Annotated in this window: 19 protein-coding genes and 1 pseudogene; 11 read left to right on the top strand and 9 right to left on the bottom strand. The window is 34.6% G+C overall.

What is annotated here, in order from left to right:
• Positions 1-13 precede the first annotated feature (13 nt).
• On the top strand, positions 14-1387 hold the full coding sequence (gene rlmD / locus CZ487_RS02810; protein WP_077210726.1) for a 23S rRNA (uracil(1939)-C(5))-methyltransferase RlmD: 1374 nt from the start codon (positions 14-16) through the stop codon (positions 1385-1387).
• Positions 1388-1829: 442 nt separating this feature from the next.
• On the opposite strand, the pseudogene CZ487_RS02815 reads toward rlmD, so the two are convergent.
• Positions 1830-2867: pseudogene (locus tag CZ487_RS02815) on the bottom strand (recombinase family protein); the annotation flags it as partial.
• On the bottom strand, positions 2864-3028 hold the full coding sequence (locus CZ487_RS27015; protein WP_202617777.1) for a hypothetical protein: 165 nt from the start codon (positions 3026-3028) through the stop codon (positions 2864-2866). The gene CZ487_RS27015 and the pseudogene CZ487_RS02815, both read right to left, overlap by 4 nt.
• Before the next feature lie 607 nt (positions 3029-3635).
• Here CZ487_RS27015 and CZ487_RS02820 point away from each other — a divergent pair.
• From CZ487_RS02820 to CZ487_RS02840, 5 genes are all read left to right on the top strand, one after another.
• The gene (locus tag CZ487_RS02820; RefSeq protein WP_077210727.1) at positions 3636-4142 is read left to right on the top strand and encodes an RNA polymerase sigma factor; all 507 of its coding nucleotides are present in this window, start codon (positions 3636-3638) and stop codon (positions 4140-4142) included.
• On the top strand, positions 4135-5076 hold the full coding sequence (locus tag CZ487_RS02825) for an anti sigma factor C-terminal domain-containing protein (protein ID WP_077210728.1): 942 nt from the start codon (positions 4135-4137) through the stop codon (positions 5074-5076). Before CZ487_RS02820 ends, CZ487_RS02825 begins: the two co-directional genes overlap by 8 nt.
• Positions 5077-5601: 525 nt before the next feature.
• Positions 5602-6618 carry a hypothetical protein gene (locus tag CZ487_RS02830; RefSeq protein WP_077210729.1) on the top strand — a complete coding sequence of 339 codons (1017 nt, stop codon included), beginning with the start codon at positions 5602-5604 and terminating at the stop codon, positions 6616-6618.
• A gap of 363 nt (positions 6619-6981) precedes the next feature.
• A complete protein-coding gene (locus CZ487_RS02835; protein ID WP_077210730.1) occupies positions 6982-8277 on the top strand; it encodes a GIY-YIG nuclease family protein in 1296 nt (431 codons plus the stop codon).
• 20 nt (positions 8278-8297) lie between these two features.
• Positions 8298-8879 (top strand): L-rhamnose mutarotase, encoded by a 582-nt coding sequence (locus CZ487_RS02840; RefSeq protein ID WP_077210731.1) that lies wholly within the window; start codon positions 8298-8300, stop codon positions 8877-8879.
• A 160-nt stretch (positions 8880-9039) separates the two neighbouring features.
• On the opposite strand, the gene CZ487_RS02845 is transcribed toward CZ487_RS02840, so the two are convergent.
• A complete protein-coding gene (locus tag CZ487_RS02845; protein WP_077210732.1) occupies positions 9040-9528 on the bottom strand; it encodes a hypothetical protein in 489 nt (162 codons plus the stop codon).
• 80 nt (positions 9529-9608) lie between these two features.
• Here CZ487_RS02845 and CZ487_RS02850 point away from each other — a divergent pair, with 80 nt between their 5' ends.
• Positions 9609-10487, top strand: coding sequence for a DUF6414 family protein (locus CZ487_RS02850; protein ID WP_077210733.1), 879 nt, complete (start codon positions 9609-9611; stop codon positions 10485-10487).
• A gap of 139 nt (positions 10488-10626) precedes the next feature.
• Here the strand turns inward: CZ487_RS02850 and CZ487_RS02855 are convergent, their stop codons facing one another.
• The 6 genes from CZ487_RS02855 to CZ487_RS26480 all read right to left on the bottom strand — a co-directional run bounded on the left by CZ487_RS02855 (position 10627) and on the right by CZ487_RS26480 (position 15731).
• Complete coding sequence (locus CZ487_RS02855) at positions 10627-12111, bottom strand: recombinase family protein (RefSeq protein ID WP_077210734.1); 1485 nt, start codon at positions 12109-12111, stop codon at positions 10627-10629.
• Positions 12108-12269, bottom strand: a complete 162-nt coding sequence (locus tag CZ487_RS26470) for a hypothetical protein (protein ID WP_154676003.1) — start codon at positions 12267-12269, stop codon at positions 12108-12110. Before CZ487_RS26470 ends, CZ487_RS02855 begins: the two co-directional genes overlap by 4 nt.
• A 227-nt stretch (positions 12270-12496) precedes the next feature.
• Positions 12497-13972 carry a recombinase family protein gene (locus tag CZ487_RS02860; RefSeq protein WP_077210735.1) on the bottom strand — a complete coding sequence of 492 codons (1476 nt, stop codon included), beginning with the start codon at positions 13970-13972 and terminating at the stop codon, positions 12497-12499.
• Positions 13969-15369, bottom strand: a complete 1401-nt coding sequence (locus CZ487_RS02865; protein WP_077210736.1) for a recombinase family protein — start codon at positions 15367-15369, stop codon at positions 13969-13971. The genes CZ487_RS02860 and CZ487_RS02865 overlap by 4 nt, the downstream gene beginning before the upstream one ends.
• Positions 15362-15538, bottom strand: a complete 177-nt coding sequence (locus CZ487_RS26475) for a hypothetical protein (RefSeq protein ID WP_154676004.1) — start codon at positions 15536-15538, stop codon at positions 15362-15364. Before CZ487_RS26475 ends, CZ487_RS02865 begins: the two co-directional genes overlap by 8 nt.
• Positions 15539-15590: 52 nt before the next feature.
• Positions 15591-15731 (bottom strand): hypothetical protein, encoded by a 141-nt coding sequence (locus CZ487_RS26480; protein WP_154676005.1) that lies wholly within the window; start codon positions 15729-15731, stop codon positions 15591-15593.
• A 497-nt stretch (positions 15732-16228) separates the two neighbouring features.
• Here CZ487_RS26480 and CZ487_RS02870 point away from each other — a divergent pair, with 497 nt between their 5' ends.
• The 4 genes from CZ487_RS02870 to CZ487_RS02885 all read left to right on the top strand — a co-directional run bounded on the left by CZ487_RS02870 (position 16229) and on the right by CZ487_RS02885 (position 22907).
• Positions 16229-17059 carry a nucleotidyltransferase domain-containing protein gene (locus tag CZ487_RS02870; RefSeq protein WP_077210737.1) on the top strand — a complete coding sequence of 277 codons (831 nt, stop codon included), beginning with the start codon at positions 16229-16231 and terminating at the stop codon, positions 17057-17059.
• A 659-nt stretch (positions 17060-17718) separates the two neighbouring features.
• The gene (locus CZ487_RS02875; protein ID WP_077210738.1) at positions 17719-18912 is read left to right on the top strand and encodes a macrolide efflux MFS transporter Mef(F); all 1194 of its coding nucleotides are present in this window, start codon (positions 17719-17721) and stop codon (positions 18910-18912) included.
• A gap of 115 nt (positions 18913-19027) precedes the next feature.
• The gene (msr(G), locus tag CZ487_RS02880; RefSeq protein WP_077210739.1) at positions 19028-20485 is read left to right on the top strand and encodes an ABC-F type ribosomal protection protein Msr(G); all 1458 of its coding nucleotides are present in this window, start codon (positions 19028-19030) and stop codon (positions 20483-20485) included.
• 1105 nt (positions 20486-21590) lie between these two features.
• Positions 21591-22907 (top strand): hypothetical protein, encoded by a 1317-nt coding sequence (locus CZ487_RS02885; protein WP_077210740.1) that lies wholly within the window; start codon positions 21591-21593, stop codon positions 22905-22907.
• Positions 22908-23079: the final 172 nt, after the last annotated feature.

The following is a 23079-nucleotide window of genomic DNA, read 5'->3' on the forward strand; positions in this document are numbered from 1 at the left end:
GAAAAGGAAGAAAATGATGAATCAAACTTTACCTGTTCAAAAAAATGAATACTATGATATACAATTCGAAGATTTAACACATGATGGTGCTGGAGTCGCTAAGGTGGAAGGATACCCCATTTTTGTACCGAATGGCCTGCCAGGAGAGAAGGCTAAAATTAAAATTACGAAAGTAAATAAAGGCTACAGCTTTGGGCGCCTCATTGAAATATATGAAAAAAGTGCTGACAGGGTAGATGCACCGTGTCCTATTTACAAGGAATGCGGAGGCTGTCAACTGCAGCACTTAAGCTATGAAGGGCAGCTAAAAGCGAAAGAAAAACAAGTTCGTGATGTTCTAACGAGAATTGGGAAGCTTAATGATGTGTTGGTTCATCCGGTTCTCGGCATGGAGGATCCATGGCGTTATCGGAATAAGGCGCAAGTTCCTGTCGGAGAACGAGAAGGTGGATTGATTGCGGGATTTTATCAAAAAAGAAGTCATGAAATCATTGATATGCGCGCTTGTCTCATCCAGCAGGATATTAATGACGAAGTCGTTCAAACGGTTAAAGAAGTATGTGAAAAATATGGAGTATCTGCTTATGATGAGAAACGTCACAAGGGTACGATTCGCCATATCATGGCACGTCATGGGCTAGTGACAGGTGAAGTGATGGTAGTGATTGTGACGAGAACCCCAGACCTCCCCCATGGAAAGAGAATAGTCGAGGAAATCGTTTCGCGTATAAATGGTGTAAAGTCAGTGATTCAAAATGTGAATACGAAAAAGACCAATGTGATTTTAGGTGATGAGACGAGGGTTTTATGGGGAGAAGAAGTCATTTACGATTACATTGGCGATGTTAAATTCGCCATTTCATCTCGCTCTTTTTACCAAGTAAATCCTGAGCAAACCAAGGTCCTTTATGAGCAAGCCTTATCGTATGCTGATTTGACTGGGGAAGAGGAAGTTATTGATGCTTATTGCGGGATTGGGACGATCTCTTTGTTTTTAGCAAAGAAGGCGAAGAAGGTGTACGGAGTTGAAATCGTACCTGAAGCGATTGAAGATGCAAAGAGGAATGCCGAGTTAAATGGAATAGAGAATGTGGAATTTGCTGTTGGTGAAGCAGAAACGGTCATTCCTAAATGGTATGAGCAAGGCATCACCGCAGAAGTCCTTGTAGTCGACCCGCCCCGCAAAGGCTGTGATGAATCATTATTAAAGACCATTCTTGACATGAAACCAAAAAGAGTTGTCTATGTATCATGTAACCCAGCCACATTAGCACGGGACTTGCGAATCCTGGAAGATGGCGGCTACCAAACGCAAGAAGTACAGCCTGTTGATATGTTTCCGCATACGACGCACGTGGAGTGCTGTGTGTTGCTCGTAAAAAAATAGAAGATATATAAGGGTCCGAGAATCGGTAGTGGATTCTCGGACTCCCATCTTCTTTTATTTCAATTCTTTCTATTAGTTTGTGAAGCATTTCCTCGTCAAGAACAGGGTTTTGAACAAACTGTTCAATTTGTTTGATTAGTTTTGTAAAATCAATCGTTTGCTTTTGTTGAAGTAATCCCTTTTCTAATTTTATCTTATCCTCATTCAGTTTAGCGAGTTGGATACCATTATCCTCAATGAGCAATCTGTATTCTTCATCTTGGATTTCACCCCGTATTTTCATGCGAAGTGCAGCCGTTTTGTCTTTCTTTATGTTTTCTATCTCCTTGAGAATGTTAGTGAGTTGTTTTTGATCACGGTTAATGAAGTTTGCAATCTTTTTCTCAATATCCTTTTGAATAGATTTTGTTGAGAGTGCTGAAAACATTTGCTTTATATCATTTGAAATTGCTTCAATCAGTCCATCTTCTCTTACATGGTGATCTGAACATTTTGTATGACCATACTTGTTGTATGACCCACAAATATATCCCTTACGATTGGCTTTATAGTGCATACTCTTACCACAGTCAGCACAAAACGAAATATTTGTGAATAGATGCTTTTTAGCATAGGGACGTTTACGTTTTCTTTCAGAGATTAGTTGTTGAACAACATGAAAATCATCTTTGGAGATAATAGGCTCATGCGTGTTTTCGATGACAACATAATTTGCTGGATCAATCTTTTTGCGTTTTTCAGTTGTTACACTAATAGAAGTTTCCTTTTGTTGAACTAGATTACCAATGTAATGCTGATTTTCTAGTATTTTTCTAACTGTAGATCCATGCCAAAGTGAACTTGCATTTCTCTTTCCTGCAATTTCAGAAGGAGTCGGTAAATCATCTTCTAACAGTTCCCGTGCAATTCTATCAAATCCTTTACCTAAAAGGTAAGAGTTGAATATTCGACGTACGACATCAGGAGTAGAATCAACTCTGACCTTTAAAATTCCATTTTCGACATAGTATCCGTAGGGTGGAATGGAACCCTTAAATTTACCAATCTTTGCTCTGATTTGTAGAGCAGTTTTCACACGTTCACTTGTTCTTTGGGATTCTTGTTCATACATCCAAGCGTATAGTCCAAACATCTGAGTATTTCCTGAAAGTGTGTCAATTGCACCATCCATGGTAAGGATGTGTATACCTTGAATTTCTGCTAGATTTTTTATTTCATAAGATAATTGTCCATTTCTGGCTAATCTGGATAATTCCTTTGCCAAAATAATGTCGAACTTCTTCATTTTTGCATCTTCAATCATCCGTTTTAGAGCAGGACGTTTATTTGACTTCGTTCCAGATTCAATGTCTAAGTAAATATCAAATAAGTCCCATCCCTTCTCGGATAATAGATTCATAAACAATTCTTTTTGATTTTCAAGGGACTGTTTTTGTTCTTCTTTGTTCGTTGAGACACGAATGTAAATTGCTGATCTCATGCCACATCCTCTCCTTTCTTGTTAGAAGAGTCAGTGGAATTCACCTTAGTATTATCATAGAATTCCTTAATGAGTGCGTCAATTTTTTCATTCAAGATGGATTGGAAAATGTCTTCGAGGGTAATGGGGGATTGATTATTGAAGATTCTTTCGAGGGTCATGATGTTTTCCTCCTGTTGTTTTTATTTATTGTAGATTTTCATTTTAAAATAATTGAGTGGAGAATTTCAAAGTCATATGGTTTGAGGGTGTTTGAGGGAATGATAATTGGTGTTTTACCTTTTGAGATAGAATCACTGCCTTTCATCATGAAAATCTTGCTATGTTTCTATCATAATTAGGATAATTACAAAAATCAAAGTTTTTAAGTTCGAGGTTGTATCTAAAAATAAATAATCAACAGTCCAAAGTAGATGCACCTTTTTCTGTAATACTTTCTGAGGGTTGACCAAATCCAATGCCTGACGAAAAGGACTTATTAACTTTTGAATATAAAAGGCAAATGCTTCAAAAAGGATTGGAATGAATGAGAGGAATCATGTAGATAAAGTCAGTTTTTATCCTATTATGTTAGGAACCAAACTGAATGGAAATGAAAAGTGAAAACAGGTAAGGTAATAATTACTGATGAAGAGTTTGTTGAAATCCAAGTTTTGCTGACTGCAATGTCATTACAATTAAAAACTTTTCGAAATTTTTAAGTTTTGCTGTAAACTTTTCTAGGGGATATGACTCTTTATTATTGAAGGACATTAGAAAGGAGGAGCTATGGATTCTCAGCTTTTGTTGGAAATATACAATAAACAAGCAAAAATGATTTATTTTTATTTAAAAAAGAACGGTTGTAGCCATGAAGATGCAGAAGATATTGTTCAAGAAAGCTATATGAAATATATCGCTTATAGTAGTGGTGTTCCTTCGGATAAAGCTCTTTCATATATTTTCACTATTTCCATGAATGAATTTAAAAAAATGTTAAAGAAAAAAGGAAAGGAACAAGTGATTTCGATAGATGATATTCGTTTCTGGAATAATTTTGCGAATGACCAAGATACGGAATCTAGCGTCTTAAATATTGAAAAAAATCACGAAATAACCATTACATTAGAAAGCATCCAAGAAATCTATAAACAGCTTCTCCTATTAAAATATGAATTTGAACTTAGTTATAAGGAAATTTCATTATTACTAGGAATGAAGGAAGAAACGATTAGGACGTATTTATTTCGGGCAAGAAAAGAATTTCAAAAGAAATGGAGGAATCTACATGAATGAACACTCTGAGGATATTTTTGATGAGAAGAAAATAAAAAAGGCTATTAAAAAAGGTAAAAGGAAGTCGTTGCTAACAATTGTTTTCATTTCTATTATCGTATTCGTTATTCTTAACATAGCCAATTTCGCTATTTCAGCATATTTTAGTCAAAAAGCATTTAAGCAATGGGATGCTTATGTACGACTAAGCACACCGAATGGTTATATCAGTGAAACAGTGGATTCAAGAGGTATATTAGGAGGAATGAGCCATTATAAAATTTCAAAGGACATGAAAATTAAATCAATTGTAATTGAGCAAAAACAATATTCATTCGGACTGAATCCATCTGTATTGGTTTCAAGAGGTTCAGGTGGTAGCATCGGAGTTACAGGAGAGGATTGGCAATTCTCCTATAAAGAAAACGGTTGGAGAGAAATGCTGTTTTTTCATCCAAAGGTTGATTATAAAAAATATAAAAATGATGAAGAACTGATTGAAAATATGGAAGGGGATAAAATATATGAGGTAGCTCTTTCTTTTGATAAGCCATACAAGCAAAGTGAACTGCCTTTCATGCAGCTTCCTGAAATGACTTGGTTTTGGATAAATACCTATAACACTAACCAATTAAACACGTTTCAACAAGAAGCAAAGGAATACGATTGGTCTGCAACGTTTATTAGAGAGAGTGAAGCATTAGGTTTTTCTATAAATAACTCCTATACTTCAATGACAGATTTGACATATGAGTATGATGAGTTTCTTAAGTTACTGAAAACGAGTACGTTTAGTGAACACAAGAAAGCCTATAATACCATGAAAGAAATCAAGACAGAAGATGTAGAAATGTTAGGAGTAGTCGTTTATGGCACAAAGGATGAAATCGTTGAAATAATGAAAAATCCTATCATTAAAGCCTCTTCACTAGGAGGAGTCATTGAGAATTATTAGTGATTGCAATATTGGTTTAGCAATGGGCATTACCATAACAACGGTAATGCTTTTGTTTATTAAGTAAAGATGGCAGCTTTAAATGAATAATAAAACATATTTATAGCAGAAAGGCTAGGGGGGTTCCAAATACCTAGTCTTTTTTCATTGCAATCTATTGTCAATTTTCTTGCTAGTTTGTGTGTTATTAACAATTTCCATTTCCTAATCAGAATCCGTATGTATGTAGTCCTTACGTTATTTTCTTGTAAACAATTTATAAATTACTAGGAACAAAGGAAAAATACTGAACCTTTACAATTATGCACATGCTGTAATGTTGTTGAACGATTTTATGGGTACATTGATGAATATTTTCTTTACAACTACAGTAGGATGCTTTACTTAACAATTACATTGGTTCTTATCAATGTGTTGGGAAGTCATATAAATTAGTTAGGGACGGGAAAAACAAAACTAAGTAAACCCTTGATAACAAAGGCTTTCCTTGTTCCCATGAACTAAAATAAAGGAGATGGTTTTACAATGATACACACATTTGAAATGATGTTGCTCGTAGAATATTCCGATATTCAACACTTATTTTCCAAGTACGGGGTTAACCTCAACAAGTATGATTACTTTGGGGCTGCGGTTAAACAAGTAAAGGGCGAAGTAAAAATGAAATTCCCTGCCTATTCAATTACCTGGATTAGTTGTCGTGCGGATGGTAATTGGAATCTACATTTGAAGGTAGATGTTGTTAAATTGTTGGACAAATCAGAGATCCTAGAGGAAGATTATGATTTGGTAGAATCAAATATTCGTAAATTCCTTATCCGCCACTTTGGGCATTCCATGTACTTTGACTCCCATGCACTCAAGAGAATAGACTACAAAATGGATGTTGCTATGCCAAACCAAAAGGACAGGGAGCTGTTATTTCTTCTACTTGAAAAATACACAGCTAAATATGCTTACAAGGAAAAAATTAAATGGGGTAAGGATGAAAATGGCAACCCTATTAAATACGATACGTCGCAATACCACAAATGTAAAAGTGTTGAGTTGAACATTTATGACAAAGAAGTGGAACGGATCGCAAATGGTGAAGAAATTCAATCATACGAAGAAAATGTGGTAAGATACGAACTGCGACTGAAGAATAGCCATCTAAATAGCATGAAAAGAAAAGACAAAGGAAAAAGCAGACCAAAGGAATTAAGGAGCTACTTTTCGTATCAGTTATGGAAAGAGTACATGGAAAAGCACGTTCTGCCTATTGTTCACCGAGGGGATTACTATAAAATCACCGAGGCAGAAAAAATCATTGAAAACAGCCATTTCTCAAAAAAGAAAAAAGATGACCTTCGAGCATTCCTCGTTCAAATCTCCAAAGGCAGTATTGATACGCCTAAGAAACATATGTCTAAACCCACTTATCGAAAATACCTTCGAGATCTTGAAAGTATCGGAATATCCCCCGTTCTCATCCCGAAAAATCTCTCCACCCAAAACCACACCACATTTCCAAGTTACTTGAAAAACCCATTCAAACTTTGAATGCCAAAATGTATTCCAAATGAAAAATCCCTTATAGAGTTAGATTCCAAACGAAACAGAAAAAATCTTTAACTGGATGTTCTTACCAAATTGAACAAAACGCTTATTTGTTTTGATACAATTAGATAAATGAAACAGTCAGTTGGTAGATGAGCTGATTGGCGAGGGAAATATCCGTAAGTGATTAAGAACAAATTCATTACCCCCACCCTTTTAAATATAGGGTGGGATTTATTTAAAGCAAGTGTTAATAAAATGTAGTTACGGAAGAAATAATTATTATTCTTTTGTTACCAGCGTTGCCTTTGCATTATTAATTAAATATAAATTTCTTATTTATTAAGTCAAAGAGGAGATGTCAAAATGGGGTTTTTAAGCAACCTTTTCGGAAATAAAAAATCAGAAAAGCAAAATGACAAACAGAAAGAAAACAAAGACATTAGTGAATCACAAGAACGAGAAAAAATTAATAAACAACCGATGGGTATATCTTTCAATATTTCATCTGACGAAAGCAATGGAATATCTATTTCCTCATCGCCTGTGGGCGTTGTTACTGGTAGTACAGCAACAGACTTTTATGTTTATGAATGGTTTATTAAAAATACTAGCGAAATTTTCTATGTCGGAAAAGGGCGTGGAAATCGTTATAAAGAGTTTCACGAAAGAGCATATGAAGCTGAAAAAATCCGTAAAATGTATGATACTGATGTTCGCTTTGTGGGAACTGGGCTAACAGAAGAACAAGCAATAGAGTTAGAATCTCAAGAAATGACTAGAATACTCAATGAAACAAATGATAGACTAACGAACCGCATAATCCCACTTTTCACTAAGAGAGATAACGGGCATGATCGTAGTCCTAATACGACTGAGCTACAATTTGAAACAGCTCCGCATCTTTATGCAAGTGAGATAGAAGACCATTACTTTGGAGTGAAATCTCGACCGTTTGATGATGTTAAGTACGAAAATTTAAAAGCAGTAGTTTTTATCTCACGAAATATACGAAATGAGATTGACATTATTTTCGGAGGGAATTTAGACAAGTATCAAAGTGAAACAAAAACTTTTTTGTCAAAAAATGAAAACAAAATACTTAAAAGCCAGTATGCAAAATCGGTTACTGCTTGGATATATATTGGCGACGATTATGTAACGAATTATAATTTAGACCAAGAACAAGCATTAGAAAAGCTCGGACGAAATATACCTACTTATCATTTAATTGATGTCTGGAAGTTTTTAAAAGAAAAGTTTGGTGAACTTGAACCTGATCCAATAGAAGGAATCACAATTAATCCAATCCACAATCGAGCTCCCTTAAAAGATATAAAAAACTTGCACGACTGGTCTAAAGGCTTTGACGAAGGGAAGCCGTATTGGGATGATGGTGATAAGGAACGAAAAGATGGCAATCTTGAACGGGCCATTGAGTTATTTGATATAGCACGATACAAAGGCTACAATGCTCCAGCATTATATAATTCGTATGCAATGGCCTATCGAAAACTTAAAGACTATGACAACGAAATTGCGATAATCGATGAAGCGATTGAACGGTTGCATTCAGAAGAAAATAAAACAAACGAGGTACTCATAATGAAATATAAGGAACGTCGAGCAAAAGCTCTTTTATTAAAACAGAAAACTAAATAATTCGGAAGGGAGTGCAAGACTTGGAAAATTCATTAATAATGAAGACAGATACATCCTTTGCTTTGAACTTTTTGATTTACATACAAAATATTTTCCTTAATCAAAATCGAAATGAAGAGGATTTAAGATTTCCTTATTTATCAACAAGAATAGCGTTTAAAGAAGACTTTGAATTAAAGTATGATGAACTGTGGAATGAGATTTCACAAAGAATATCTGAAGACAATAAAAACGATTTAAAGATATTTTATGAAGAAAATAATTTATTTTTTCAATGGCTGTTTGTAAATGATGAGGATAGTTTAATGAATTTTAATGAGATTTATGAAACATTTAAAGTGTGGTGGAACAGCTTTGCAGGTCGTTTTGCAATAGAAAGGTCTGTCGATGAAATGGGGCAAAAGTTATATTGGGATTTGGCGAACTCGCTAGTTCAAAGAGGTATAGAACCAAAAAAGGAAGTAAATATTAGTTTAATTTATGATGAATGTTTACTGGCTAATGCTCAAGTCTCTTCATATTTCGCTGTGCTGCCGATTGGAAACTTTTTTGTTAAATACAAAGAGTTAGTTCAAAAATTAAAGATGTATATATTAAACTGATAGGGGCTTTGTTAAGTAAAACATTAAAAGGCTATATTCTGAGTTTCTTCGATCTGTGCGTTTTTTCTATGCAAATTTATAGTTTGCTTTAAATTCTCTTTGTAAATAGTGTACCTCAAAACCGAACCCTTAGAAAAAGAGCCTACTGGCTCTTTTCTCGTTACCTTCTGTAATTGCTCTGAAAATCCAATATAGATTGACAAATTAAATCTTGGATTTTGTATTGAGGGTAATATTCCTCACAGAATTTCTTGAATTCTTCATAAAGCTCTGTGTTCATTTTGAGGCTCTTATTTTCATACTTTGCTACTTTATTGTAAATCCTTTCATCAAGCATCAACAATTTATTGGATTGGTACATTTTGAGCAAACCTTTTAAAGCGTCAAAGTGTTCCTTGATAAAGGCTAGTTCGGCTGATTCATCCTTCTGTTCCGCTTTTAACCGCTCGTCTTCTGATCTTACGAATGGGTAATACTGTTTGTCCGATTGGTGGTAAAAGTAATCTCCGGCCCTCATTTCTTTTGTAAATGTGCTGTATGGGATACCGAACATCTCAGCTACTTTCTTTAAATCATACTTTTGTAATAGAAGGTTCACTTCTTCTACTCTTTTTGATGGTTTCGTTGTAAAGAATGTGTCTTTGTCCATGTGAACAACTCCTTTCCTTTTATGAAGATATAGTATTATAGATAGAAAGAGTCTTATTATTCCAACGGGGAGGAAATGCAATGAAAGAAACCGAAAAGGAATTTGTTTTGCCTATTACAACCTATCTTAATCAAAAGATTGTTTTTGATTTGTTGGCGGTAATAGAGGATGGATTTGCACAAGTAACTAATCTAAACATCTCAACAACAAAAGGTAGCAAGACAACTGGTAGTGTTGATGGTGAAGGTGGATTTGGGCTTTATGGAGTAAAAACAAAAATTAAAGCTGCATTTGGAAAGGAAAATAATAGTAGGGATGAGAAGAGTGCTAATGAAGAAAGAGTACATACCCCAACGTCATTATTTTCAAAGTTAGTATCATTTTTGAATGAAAAAGAATTAATCAAGGATGTATTAAGCAGTGAGGATCTACAACAACTAAAAACAGGTAGTTTCGTAAGGTTCAATAGTGTATTGGAAAAAAACCCATTAGTTTCATTATTGGATTCAGTTGAACAAATAGGTGTCATGGCAACGAGTTTTCAAGAAAAAAAGGGTAGTAAAAAGAATAACGATCAGGAAATTCTTAAACAGATTAAGGTAATGAAGAAAGGCTTGGTGGAAAACGGTATTTTAGATTTAATTTGTACGATAAATACCTCTGAAAATTTAAAGGCCGTAATTCCTGTCTATATGGATTATTTTGTTCATAATAATTTGAATGAAATCATTGATGGGAATTATACAGTTATTGGAAAGGTCGTTAAGGTGGTTAATGACTCAGATGATAATATTAATCTATTCAGAAATACTGGATTCAATTTGTTCAAACAAAATACACTCGATGGCTTGTTTAGAACAATGAATAACGGAGTTGATGAACAACTTGACTTTCCAGATATTGAATCCAAAATCTCTGCACCTTCTTTGTTGGTAATACCTATAGCTGTTTATTCTTGATTCGTAATTCAAATTAAAGGTGAAATCCACTGCTCAAGAATATTTGCTATGGTTTGTCTACACCTAGCACTCTACACATGTTGAGTGTGTCTCGCAACTCATTTTAAAAGAAGGCAACTAATCAGTGTTAGTTGCCTCGTTATGCAACTTGTAATGGATTCACGAAGGAGTATTGAATATGAATTTCGCCTTCGTGAGTACAAGTGATTTTCTCAACTAATGAATGAAGAACTTGTGGAGTTAATTCATCTAATGAAATAACATCCTTTAGTTTCTCACCAATATGAACGGCATAATTTTCATTATCACACTCGTTCATTTTTTCAATTAGTTGAGTTTTCTTTAGTTGTAATTCATTTATATTTGCATCTGTTAGTTCACGTGCCTCAATTAATTCATCTTTTGAGATAACATTCTCAGTATACAAATTGAGGTATTTCAATTTGTTTTGCTTTAAATTATCAATTTCAGCTTGTACGTTTTCAAGCTCTTTTTGAATTTGATGTTTTTTACTTTCGAGTTTTTTCACTAAGCTTTTTAAGAAACTCTCTTCTTTAAGTGTATTGTATAATGGTTTTAAGTCTTCCATGATGACGTGTACTAGTGCTTTTTCACGTACTATCGTTTTATTAACGCAGAATACTTCACCATGTCTTAGGTTACCGCCACAACGGTAGCCTTTTTGATTTTGCTTGTACCACATACCTTTTTGACAATCCTCGCAGTAAAGAAGGTTTGTGAATAGATGCTTTTGTGGTGCAGTACCAGTTTTCGTACGTTTTCGTAATAGTTCCTGCACTTTATTGAAAGTTTCTTTCTCGATGATTGCTTCATGGGTATTTTCATGGATGATTTGATTTTCTTTATCTACTTCTCTTCTTTGAGATGAGGTAACTGTTATCATTTCGGAACGACCCTGTACAAGATCCCCGATGTAATGTCTGTTACATAGAATGTGTTTGATTGTTGAACCATGCCATTGTTTTGAAGCGTTTGATTTATTGGCGATTTTCGCGGGCGTAGGTACCTTTTCATTTGTAAGGTTTTTTGCGATTGTTTCCATCCCTATACCATCTAGGTAATCACGGAATATTCGTTTCACAACATTAGTTGTGTCATCTTCTTTTAATTTTAGAACACCGTTATCAACTCGATAACCGTATGGAGGATGTGAGCCAATATAAAGCCCGCGTTGCGCCTTTACTTTCTTTGCTTGTTTGTTACGACGACTACTATTTGCAGACTCGGTTTCATACAGCCAAGCGAATAAACCAAAGTTTTGATCGTTTCCTTCTAAAGTGTTTATGGAGTTGTCTAAGCAAATAATGTGAAGGTTATTGAAGTGACAGATATCGCGAAGCTCGTATGAAAGTCTACCGTTTCGAGCGAGTCGAGATAATTCTTTTGCTAAGATCACATCATATACGCCATTTTTACCGTCTTCGATTAATGATTTCAAACCAGGACGGTTTTCTTTTGTACCTGTCTGTTTATCTGTATAGACTTTTACGATTTCCCAATTCTTTTGGGAAGCGTAATTATTAAAGATGTCGATTTGGTTTTCGATGGATGTTGCTTGCGATTCTAGATTTGTTGAAACACGTGCATATACTGCGCATCTCATGCACAATCACCGCCTAGAGTAATTTTATTATGAGATGCTGGTGGGTTTACCCCTTTAGTATTTACTTTCTTTTCTATGTTTAATTCAATTAGCTGTTGTAGAATCAGTTTTACATTCACCGCTTTATCTGGTGATGCATATGTGCGAACAACTTTCATTTCATTTCCCCCTTGATGTTTTCTCTATGTTGTTGTATAAAATTCGGTTGTTTGTCCAATAATAGTAGTGGATTTCTGTTTTTTATCCATATTGGTATACCATTCTGGATAGAAAACCGAACACGTCCTAATTAAAATCCCTTATAATCAAGGGATTTGTGATTTGTATAATTGTAGTAATGTAGAGTTCATGTAGAGTGTTCGGTAATTTATCTTGTTTACTTGATTTATGATTCGGTACTTTGTCTAGTAGGAACTAGATTAAAGCTTTCAAATACATTCTCTCGAAACACAGGTTGTAATGGTCGATTTTGGTGAACTAATACTTTGTCAACAAAGTAAAGAATGATAAGTCGTTTTTCAGATTCTCCGAGTTCAGAATCAAGAATTTGTTTAAATCGGTCGAAGAATAAATTTGTGTGAACTGCTTCATAAAGTTCTTCTAGAATGTCGCGACTATTTAGAAGTGATTCTAATGAAGTTTCCAATCGTGATTCAACAGTTTTAACATATAGCGCAAACTCTCTGTCGTTGTGTTCATTAGCAATAGAACCTTTTGATATTAATTTGTCAAGCTGATCTTCTATTTCTTTAATATTTTCTTCTAAAAAAACTTGAATTTTATGAAGATAATCGGTTGTTGTTGTTTTGATGTTTTCACTAGATACAAGTTCTTGTACGTATTTAAGAATTTTGGGTAACAGGTCTTCATGAACTTCATTAAGGTCTAATTTGTAACTACAATGTTTACAAACGTAATATTGGTAGTAATACTTTTTCCCTTTTCTTGTTGTGGACCCATTTTGAGTAACAAGGGTTTGATGGCACTGAGCGCAGGAGAGTTTATTCAAAAAGATGAATGGTGTATCTAACCGTCCAAATTTTTGTTGAAGTTTAATGTTGTTTTCATTTAGCAACACTAAGAACTGATTAATTAGAGGTTTATGAAAGTCCCTAAATTCAAATGTTTGCTTTTTATCTTTATGGATATTCCAGACAAGCATTCCCGTATAAACGGGGTTCTTTAAAATGCTTTCAACAGTGCTAGATCCCCATGACTTGCCTTGAGGTGAGGGGATAGATGCCTCGTTTAATATGGAGGCAATCTTGGACATAGATATTCCCCAACTTTGTAAATAGAAAATGAAGGTCACGATATCTGCATTTTCGTTTGGAATTAGCTTCTTATTATGCTGTACATAGCCATAAGGTACTTTTGAGCCTGGGCGACATATTTCTGGATTTTGAAGATCTGCTATCAGACTTCCAATTGCACGGTCTGACTTTATTTCTGATTCTTGTCTGTATAAAAGTAGAGAGATTTGTGTTCTTGGATCACCAGGGTTGAATGGTTCATTTGCATTTGTTGTATAAACTTCGATATTTGGAAGTTTTTCTTGAAGCGGTCGATAAAAGTCGAGAACGAAAGAATAGCCAGTACGATCCATACGAGATTCCTCATAAAAAATCACACGAGGTATACCTGATTCAACAATTTGATGTAACAGCCGCATCAATTCTTTTCTTTTACTTGCTCTTTTAGAAAAGGCACTTGTTACGTCTTCGATAAAAATGAATTCGTCAGGTACTTCCATTCCATTGCGGTGGGCAAATTCTTGGATATGTGATTTCTGAATCTCTACACTGTTGTTTTCTTGTTGTTTGTAAGATGATCGACGAATATATCCAAATGCTAATTTCATGCAGTAGCATCTCCTTTGTATATAAGTACAGTTTCTAAATCTGTTAAATAATCAAATTTGGAAATTTCTACAGCAACTTCTTCATGAAAAATATAAAGTTTATTAATAAACATTGAATACATAAAAGAAGGGTTTATGTCTGAATAGTCATGAAGGTAATCCTTTACAGCTTCAACAACCTCTTTGTTTTCCTGTAATAGTGTTTTTTTCTCATAAAGAAGATTTAATAGATTTTCTTTCTCCTTTTTTAATAAAACAATCTTTTGATATTCGGAATGTTCTTTCCAGTTAGTTGTGTAACCTGCATTTAGTACAATTTTCTCCATTGTGGAAGTTAGCTGATTTTCCAATACTTCAAGTTGACTCACCAATTCATTTCGTAATTCTCCAAATTTTAAAAATGATTGCTTAAGAAGGCTCTTAGAATCAAAATGAGTAATTACTTCATGTAGTACCATTCGAACTATATCTGCCATTTCACTAGAAGTAACTGACACTTTCTTATGTTTCTTTGAACATGAGTAAAAGCTTTGATTATTTATTTCATCAATCTTGTAGTTTAATGGATTTTTACAATAGCCACAGATTGGGACATATGAGTTTTGTTCTTTTAACGTGCTAACTTGCTCAAGATAAGAATCGAAAATTTCCCCTTTTGTTTCTTGTATATGGTTAAAAGTCTCAAGACTGATATAGGGATTAACATGACGTAACTTATTGTTTCCTCTGCTTAAGTCGTATCCTGCATAAAAAGGATCACGGGCCATTTCAATCAGTTTTTTGTTAGGCCGTTTAAAAAGTTTTCGATAAATAGGAAGGAATTTAGCCAGTTCCTCAGTAGTTGTTATTTCGTTCAAAGAAACAAAGAACTGTTCTAATTGTTGTTGTTTGTTAGGATCTTTCGTATATTGCTTTGTTTCTACATTTTTAAAATACCCATACTTTTTCGGTGGATACATTCGCCGAGCCTCTGTAGTTCTTCTTGCGATGTTTTTACCTTCAATATCACTAAAAATGTTTAATAAACCTTCAAGGAAAATATCCTCAGTAGCTTGAATGTTCCCGTTATCAGTGGATGTAAGTAGTAATTGAACGTTGTGTTTCTTTCGTAAATCATTAAATGCTTGAGCTTCATATGAATCACGATACAAACGAGTACGGTCAAAAGCATAGATAGTATGAACCTTGTCTTGTTTAATTAAGGAAATTACCTTTTTCATTTCAGGTCGTTCTTGAATGGATAATTTATTTGCTGACACTGCATTTTCTTCAAAAACTAAAATTTCCTCAGGTAAAAGTTTTTCACGAAATGGAGCATCAGCTGCCACTTGCATAGCAATGTCTTGTCCAGGCGTACTAACACGACGGAAGAAGACATGATATTTTACTTCATTCATTTTTTTCACCTCTTGTGGATTTCAATAATGTTTCATATAGCAACTTTGCTTGTAAACGATTTGGAAGGTTCAATTGCTCGATGATAATTCGGTTCACAAGATGTTGAATCCAAACATTCGTAGCATCGTTACTTTCAGAAATTGTTCGAACTTGTATTTTCCTTCTCATAATTTTCCACCTCCTCCCATCATCATTGACGGGAGAATGGTAGTTTTATACTTTAAGAATCTTCATTTTGCTCTTCATCAAATAAATCCAAGCTCAATTGGAAGGACTCCTCGTGTTCACTTTGTTTAATCAAAATACGGATTATCCCAGTTTCTTGTCCGGGGAAGGGGTGGTTGATATGTTTCTGTTCCATTGTAAATCCCCCCTTTGCTGCTGAAATTCTAGAAAACTATTAAAAATAAATTCAGAGAGTAAACCTGATCGAACAGTTCGTTGGAGTTGTTTGAGATGAGGGTTCTCGTTCTTGCTGTTATTAGTCATGGTCAATATTCCTCCTGATTTTTTGTTTCGGTAGTTCATCCACCGGCAGGAAGTAACGTAACCATTAGAGAAGAAAAATCAATAGGTAATATGTGGAGGGGAATATAATTGAGAGGATTTTAGTTTTAGCCGAGTGTATTATGTTTATAAATTTACGAGTTAGGAGCATATTTCTTTATCTTTTTATAGAAAGATTATGTAAAGTTGTAAAGGGGTGTACTTAAGCCATCAAGGAAAAACGTAATGCTCTTTCAGTCTTTGGGGTAAATTTCTTATTTATGGATGGCTAGCGGGGCAGACTCGGAGAATCGTCTTCAAATCCTTTTCAACAATCGGGCCACTTTATTGTATAAGATTGGAGTGAAACAAATGGTAACTGTCGATGATACAATTCAAGACATAAAAAAAGAATTAGAAGGACTACCTGGTGTAATTGGAGTTGTTTTAGGTGGATCTAGGGCAAGGGGAACTCATAGTCCAGATTCTGATATAGATATTGGAATTTACTATGATGAATCAAAAGGGTTTAACACTAATGAAATTGAGAAAGCTGCACTAAAGCTTAATGATGTAAAAAGTGATCAATTAATCACTTTCTTAGGTGAATGGGGCGAATGGATAAATGGTGGTGGCTGGTTAGTTGTACATGGTTACCATGTAGATCTTATTTTTCGTGATATTAAACGAGTCAGTAAAGTTATTGATGACTGTCTGTCAGGTTTAGTATCCATTCATTATCAAACAGGACACCCTCATGGTTATTTGAATGCCATGTATATGGGTGAAATAGCTATTTGTAATGTTTTATCTGACCCTGAAGGCATATTAGGTGAATTAAAAAAGAAAACGGAACCCTATCCCGAGAAATTTAAAGAAGCGATGATTCAATATTTTTCTTTTGAAGCTTCTTTTTCCCTTATGTTTATGGAGGCTAATGCCAATAAAGATGATATTTCATATGTGATGGGTCATTGTTTTCGAAGTATTTCTTGCTTGAATCAAGTTCTCTTTGCGAAAAACGAGGTGTACTGTATCAATGAAAAGAAGGCTGTAGCCATGATTCAAGATTTTCCGATAAAGCCTATGAATTACAAAAAACGAATCGATGAAATTGTTTCTCTTCTTTCAACAGATAGCGATAAGACAAACGAAGCTGTAAAAAACTTAAAAGAATTAATTTCTGAAACAGAAGCATTATAAAACTTCCACGAAAGGGCGCTTTTCTGTAATAGGAGAGCGTCTTTCTTCATGAATCGGGCCATTATCCGAAATAACACATAACAGAAGAAATTTATGATAAAATATATATTAAGTTTTGAAATACTGGTACTTATACCAAAGGGTAGTCAGTACAGTGCAAGAAGTAATAGTCTTAGTTAACTTGACTTTTTTTTGTTAAAAATATATAATCAATAATGTATTTTATAAACTATTAGGAGGATTATTAAAAAATGACACATTCTATGAGACTACGTTCCCTATCTTTGAACAAGTAATTAAATACGTTCAAAGGCTCTGTTTGTGTATACAGAGTAAACGGGAATAGTCTGTCCTTTTTTAATAATCTTCATTTCAAAAATTCACCCAATCCATACTTGCGGTTTGTCTAACTATTTTGATGTAGGCAATATACTGCTTGATTTATTTGGGATGGAAATATGTCATGATGAGAAAGGCGACTTGTTCTGCCTTTCTTTATTTTTATCTTTTTTCACCTTCTTAGCCATGCTCGTGCTAGAGCTAGGTTTGTTTGGTGATGACTTTCTACAAGCCACAAAAAATAAGGATGGGTCTCTTTCCCTTTACTCTAAGATCACAGGCAGATGCTTGTGATTTTTTTATTTTTGGAGGTAGGGAAAATGGAAAATAAGAATTGGAAACGGAAATTTTTAGCGATTTTTACAGGGCAGTTCTTTTCATTATTAAGCAGTGCTGCTGTTCAATTTAGTATCATTTGGTGGTTAACAGATACAACAGGAGGTTCGCCACTGATTTTAACGCTGGCAGGTCTGGCTGGATTTATGCCACAAGCCTTGTTAGGTCCGTTTGCAGGAACTATTACGGATCGGTATTCACGAAAATGGATCATGTTCTCTGCAGACATGATGGTTGCACTTGGAAGTTTCGCTTTATTTGTATCGATGTATTTTTTGGAACCAAGTATTCTTTTGGTCATACTTGTGTTAATCATTCGTTCCATAGCAACTGCATTCCATATGCCGGCCATGCAAGCGTCCATGCCACTAATGGCCCCAGAAGAGCATTTGACAAAAGTTTCTGGATGGGGACAGACAGTGGCTTCTATATCAAATATTGCTGGTCCAGCAGTGGGGATGTCATTACTAGCGATAAGCTCCATTGAGTGGGTTCTATTACTAGATGTCTTTGGGGCAGTAATTGCTAGTAGTATTTTGCTATTTATTCACATTCCAAATGTACAGAGATCAGAAACTGTTGATTCCTCTAGTTTTATAAGCGAAATGAAAGAAGGATATCATGCACTTGTAAAACATCCTGTTTTATTAAGGTTAACAGTCACGATTACGATTGTTTCGGTGCTGTATATTCCGCTAGGCACTTACTTTCCGCTTATGACACGAAATCATTTCGAGAAGGGCGTAGTTGAAGCAGGAATAATCGAAATTGTTTTTGCTGTTGGCCTCATCTTTGGTGGTATATTAATGGGGGTTTTCGGAGATCGATTTGAAAAATTGAAACTCATTGTTATCGGAATGATACTGATGGGGATTGCCTTATTCATTTCTGGCACACTTCCATCAACTTTATTCTATGGATTTATCGTAATGGCTGGTCTAGTGGGATTGTTCGGCCCATTATTTTCAGCACCGTTTTATGCTCTTATCCAAACCGAAATTGAACCTCATTTACTTGGGAGAGTGTTTAGTTTTGTTGGAAGTTTGGCATTACTTGCAACACCGATTGGGTACGCATTTGCTGGGGTTCTGATCCAATTAACAAATGTGGCCGTATTATTTTTGATTACAGGTATTTTAATTGTATTAAATGCTGTTATCGCAACGAAAGCAAAATAGGAGGGGAATTTCATGCAATTTTTACTATTCTTTTGATACGAGCTTGGTTTTGAAAGAGGCTCGTATCGATTCTAGCTATCGATACGAAATAAAAATATTTCGGAGGTAGCGAAAGATGGAACAAATCTGTTTTGAATTAGAAAATGTAGAAGTGACATATTTAGATAAAGAGATTTTAAAGATTGAAAGATTAGCTGTACACCAATTTGACCGTATCGGCATAGTCGGTAAAAATGGTGCAGGTAAAAGCACGTTACTAAAATTACTGGCGGGTATCATTCAACCAACAACGGGAAAGGTGAATCGCCTTGTTGAGAATGGCTATTTTGAGCAACTTGAAACTCCATCAGTACGTGATGCTGATCCAGCGTTACTTGGAAAATTAGACGTACCAAGAGACTCTAATCAGTTAAGTGGTGGGGAACAAACAAGGTTGAAGCTCGCTCAATTGTTTACTCATTATTATGAAGCTTTATTAATTGATGAGCCGACTACTCACTTAGACCAAGAGGGTATTTCGTTTTTGCTCGATGAACTTAGGTATTACTACGGAGCGCTTATATTAATTAGTCATGACCGTTCTGTATTAGATGAACTTGTTACGACGATTTGGGAAGTTCATGAAGGCAAAGTACGAATCTATTCAGGAAATTACAGTGAATACTTGGCACAAAAGAAGTTAGAACGTGAACAGCAGAGTCAAGCACATGAGCAGTTCATAAAAGAAAAGAGCCGGCTAGAAAAAGCGGCACAAGAAAAAATGAAGAAAGCTGAAAAAGTTGCACAAGCAGGTCGATTGTCAAAAAAAGAAGCGAATGCAAAACCGGATAAGTCCTTTATGACAAAATCCAAAGGTACGAGCCAAAAAGCTATGCAGCGTGCAGCAAAGGCTATTGAGCAACGAATGGAAAAGCTTCAGGAAGTCGATGCTATAAAAGAGGGTAGACCCATAATCTTCCACCAATCGAGAAGTTTAGAGTTGCATAATAAATTTCCTATAATGGCAGACCGATTTACTCTTCAAGTAGATAACAAAGTATTATTAAATGAAGTAAGTTTTCAGCTGAAACTTGGTAAAAAAATAGCGATTACGGGTAATAATGGTAGTGGTAAAAGTACTTTACTCCACCATATTGCACTCAAAGCACCCGGATTAACTATTTCACCAAAAGCAAAAATTGGCTACTTTCGTCAAATGAGCTATCAATTTACAAAGGATGAAACTGTATTAGAATTCTTGAAAAATCGTTCTCAATATGATGAGGGGTTTTTACGAAGTGTTCTACATTCCATGTTGTTTGTCAGCACAGATATTTTAAAAAGTGTAAAATCATTAAGTGGTGGTGAAGCGATTCGTCTACAATTATGTCAATTGTTTTTAGGAGAGTATAATATTTTATTGTTAGATGAGCCAACCAATTTTTTAGATATCCATGCGATTGAAGCGTTAGAAAGATTTATTAAAGCATATGAAGGCACTATTATCTTCGTATCACATGATCGCAGGTTTATTGATTGTGTAGCAGATTGTATATACGTCATTGAACATCAACAGCTAAAATTAAGGGGTTGATTAATGAAGAAGGAGAAATAATGGGGCTTATTATCAAAATAAGATCTTCCGTAATCGGGTACTTTTTTGAAGAATACAGTAGAGAATTATCAAACTTTTTTTCAAAACGGGTTCTTTAAAGTTAACGTAAGATGTGGGTTTGTGAGATGTTTTTGATCAAACTTTATTTCAAAGCTACAGAAGGTTGTGGCTTTGAAATAAAGTCGTATTGTTTATAAAAAAGATGAACCGGAATTTCCTGTCTCTATAAAGAAGGGATTTCGGTTTTTCTTGTGGATTAATAACCTGTTAAGTAATAATAAAGTTATTCCATTAAAGGGCGCGATTGCTTAATAAGCGTACCGTTGCATATTCAGTTTAAGAGTTTCAAGAAAGATCATCTTTTGATGGTCTTTTTTTATGTTGTTTGTTTATCGAGGCTTATTGGTGAAATTTGAACAAAGTTGCGGGAGTATATAACCTCAGGTATTGCGGGCTACCTGACTATGAAAATACCCACCCCTGTCTCAAGAATCCAATAGATTCAAGGACAGAGGAGTAGTATTATATCGAGGAAATAACCTCAGTCCAAAGCAGGGAACCCCAGATGATGCTGCTGTTTAATACCTGAATTTCTTCAACTTGTCACTAGCTTCAAGCATATGCAGCTTCGCCCACATATATCATGACAAGCACCATTGGCCATAACCAATCGAAACACCTACCGAACTGTTACTACAAGAAGTCGTTCCCACTCCTCTAAGACTCACAACCCGGTCTGTAAACAGCAGTAAAGACCTTGCCTAATGGTTGCTACGTTGATTTTCTGCATCGGCTCAACTCACCTGACCTAGTTATTTAGCGTGACTTAAGGGCATTACCACGATTATTCTTTTCAAGGTTTTTTCATGTCGAAACCATTAAAAAACGACAGCGTTTTGACAGAGGGAGCAGCTCTGACCAAATTGGATTTATTTATGTATTTGAATATAATAAAACCTTTTGATAAATAAATAGCAAGTTTGTATTCGCTTAAAAGGTGTTTTTATCTTTAATATGAAAATATTTAATGATAAAATTGTAAAATAATGGTCATTTTTGAATAATAGTAATTGGAGGGTTATACTTGTCTTATTTAGTAGTTAAAGAAACAAATTTACCAGAATATAGTGCTACTGATATTGAACCAGTGATACAGAGTTTAACTAGTAGTCTTGGAATTCCTAGGGAGGTACTTGCAACAGAGCGAGATATTAAACGTGTTTGGATATCTTTAAAGGATACTCTAGAAGACGTTAAATTAGAGTATAGACATGAACTATTGGCCAGAATGGTAGTTTCAATAAGAGTTGGATTATTTAGTTCAGCTGTTAATGATATGTGGAATACAGCAATTTTAGCATTACGACAAAAAGTAAAAAGCTTTGGTTATTCCGAAGCAGCATCTTTTTTAAAAAGGGATATCGATGAAAAAGTTCTTAACCAAATGCGCGATAAAGAATTAATTGATATTTGTGTTAGTTTAGGTTTTTTAGATGATGATGCATATTTTTTCGTAAATCATTGTAGAGAGTTAAGAAATAATTTCTCATCAGCACATCCATCAAACTCAATGTTAGACGGTGTTGAGTTAGATTATTTCATGCACCAATGTATTAAACATATTTTAGGAAATGATGTTCAATATGAGGGCTTCCCAGTTGCTGAGTTCATGAAGACTATTAAAGAAGATTCATTAAATCAGCAATCAATCGAATATTATGCTGAGAAAATTAAGAAAGCAAATGATCTCCAAAAATCTTCAATTTTAAAATTACTGTTTGTTAATTATGTAGATGAAGATTCTGATGAATTCGTTAGAACTAATTGTTTAGCAATTGCTACTTCAACATGGGCGGAATATGATAACGCAGCCATTGTAGAATTACTGGGTTTATATTCAGATTATATGTTGAAAGATAAAGTGAAAAAAAGACAATATGCAGAACGTTTTTTCGAAAAAGTAGGTGCTTTAGAAGAGTTACCTAAAGATAAACTTTATAGTATTGTTGCGCGTGCATTGAAAGATTTAGAAGAAACACATCATGATCTAAATAATTTTTATAATGAAAGACCATTTGCAGAGAGATTATCAGAATCATTTGATAAAAAGGTTCCTAATAGTTTATTAAAACAGTACGTATATGTAGTCTCATTATGCTATGTGGGTAATGGTTATGGAACAGCAGATTCAGCTAAGCCTTATTATGAAAAAATGATTCGTAATTTTTCTTTAAAAGAAGTAGAGCTATTATTTGAACTAGTAAAAGAAAATAACTATTTACACGATAGATTAAGTCGTCATCCTAGATGTACAGTTCAATTTAAAAATTTATTAAAACTGTTGGAACCAGGAGCTATTCCTTTAAAATACAAGCCTGCTTATGAAAAAGTAATTAAGTAAAATGATTAAGTAATATGTAAACCCACCAGCACCCTTGTGTTGCCACATACAATCTGCACATGTGGAGTGCTGTGTGTGGCTAAAATTAAGCTAAAATAAAGCAGAGGATAGCGAGAATCTTTAAAAGGTTAACGCTGTACCTCTGCTTTATTTTAATGGGTTAAAGATGCAT

Origin of the sequence: Robertmurraya dakarensis (genome assembly GCF_900156875.1) — a bacterium.
GTDB lineage: Bacteria > Bacillota > Bacilli > Bacillales > Cytobacillaceae > Robertmurraya > Robertmurraya dakarensis.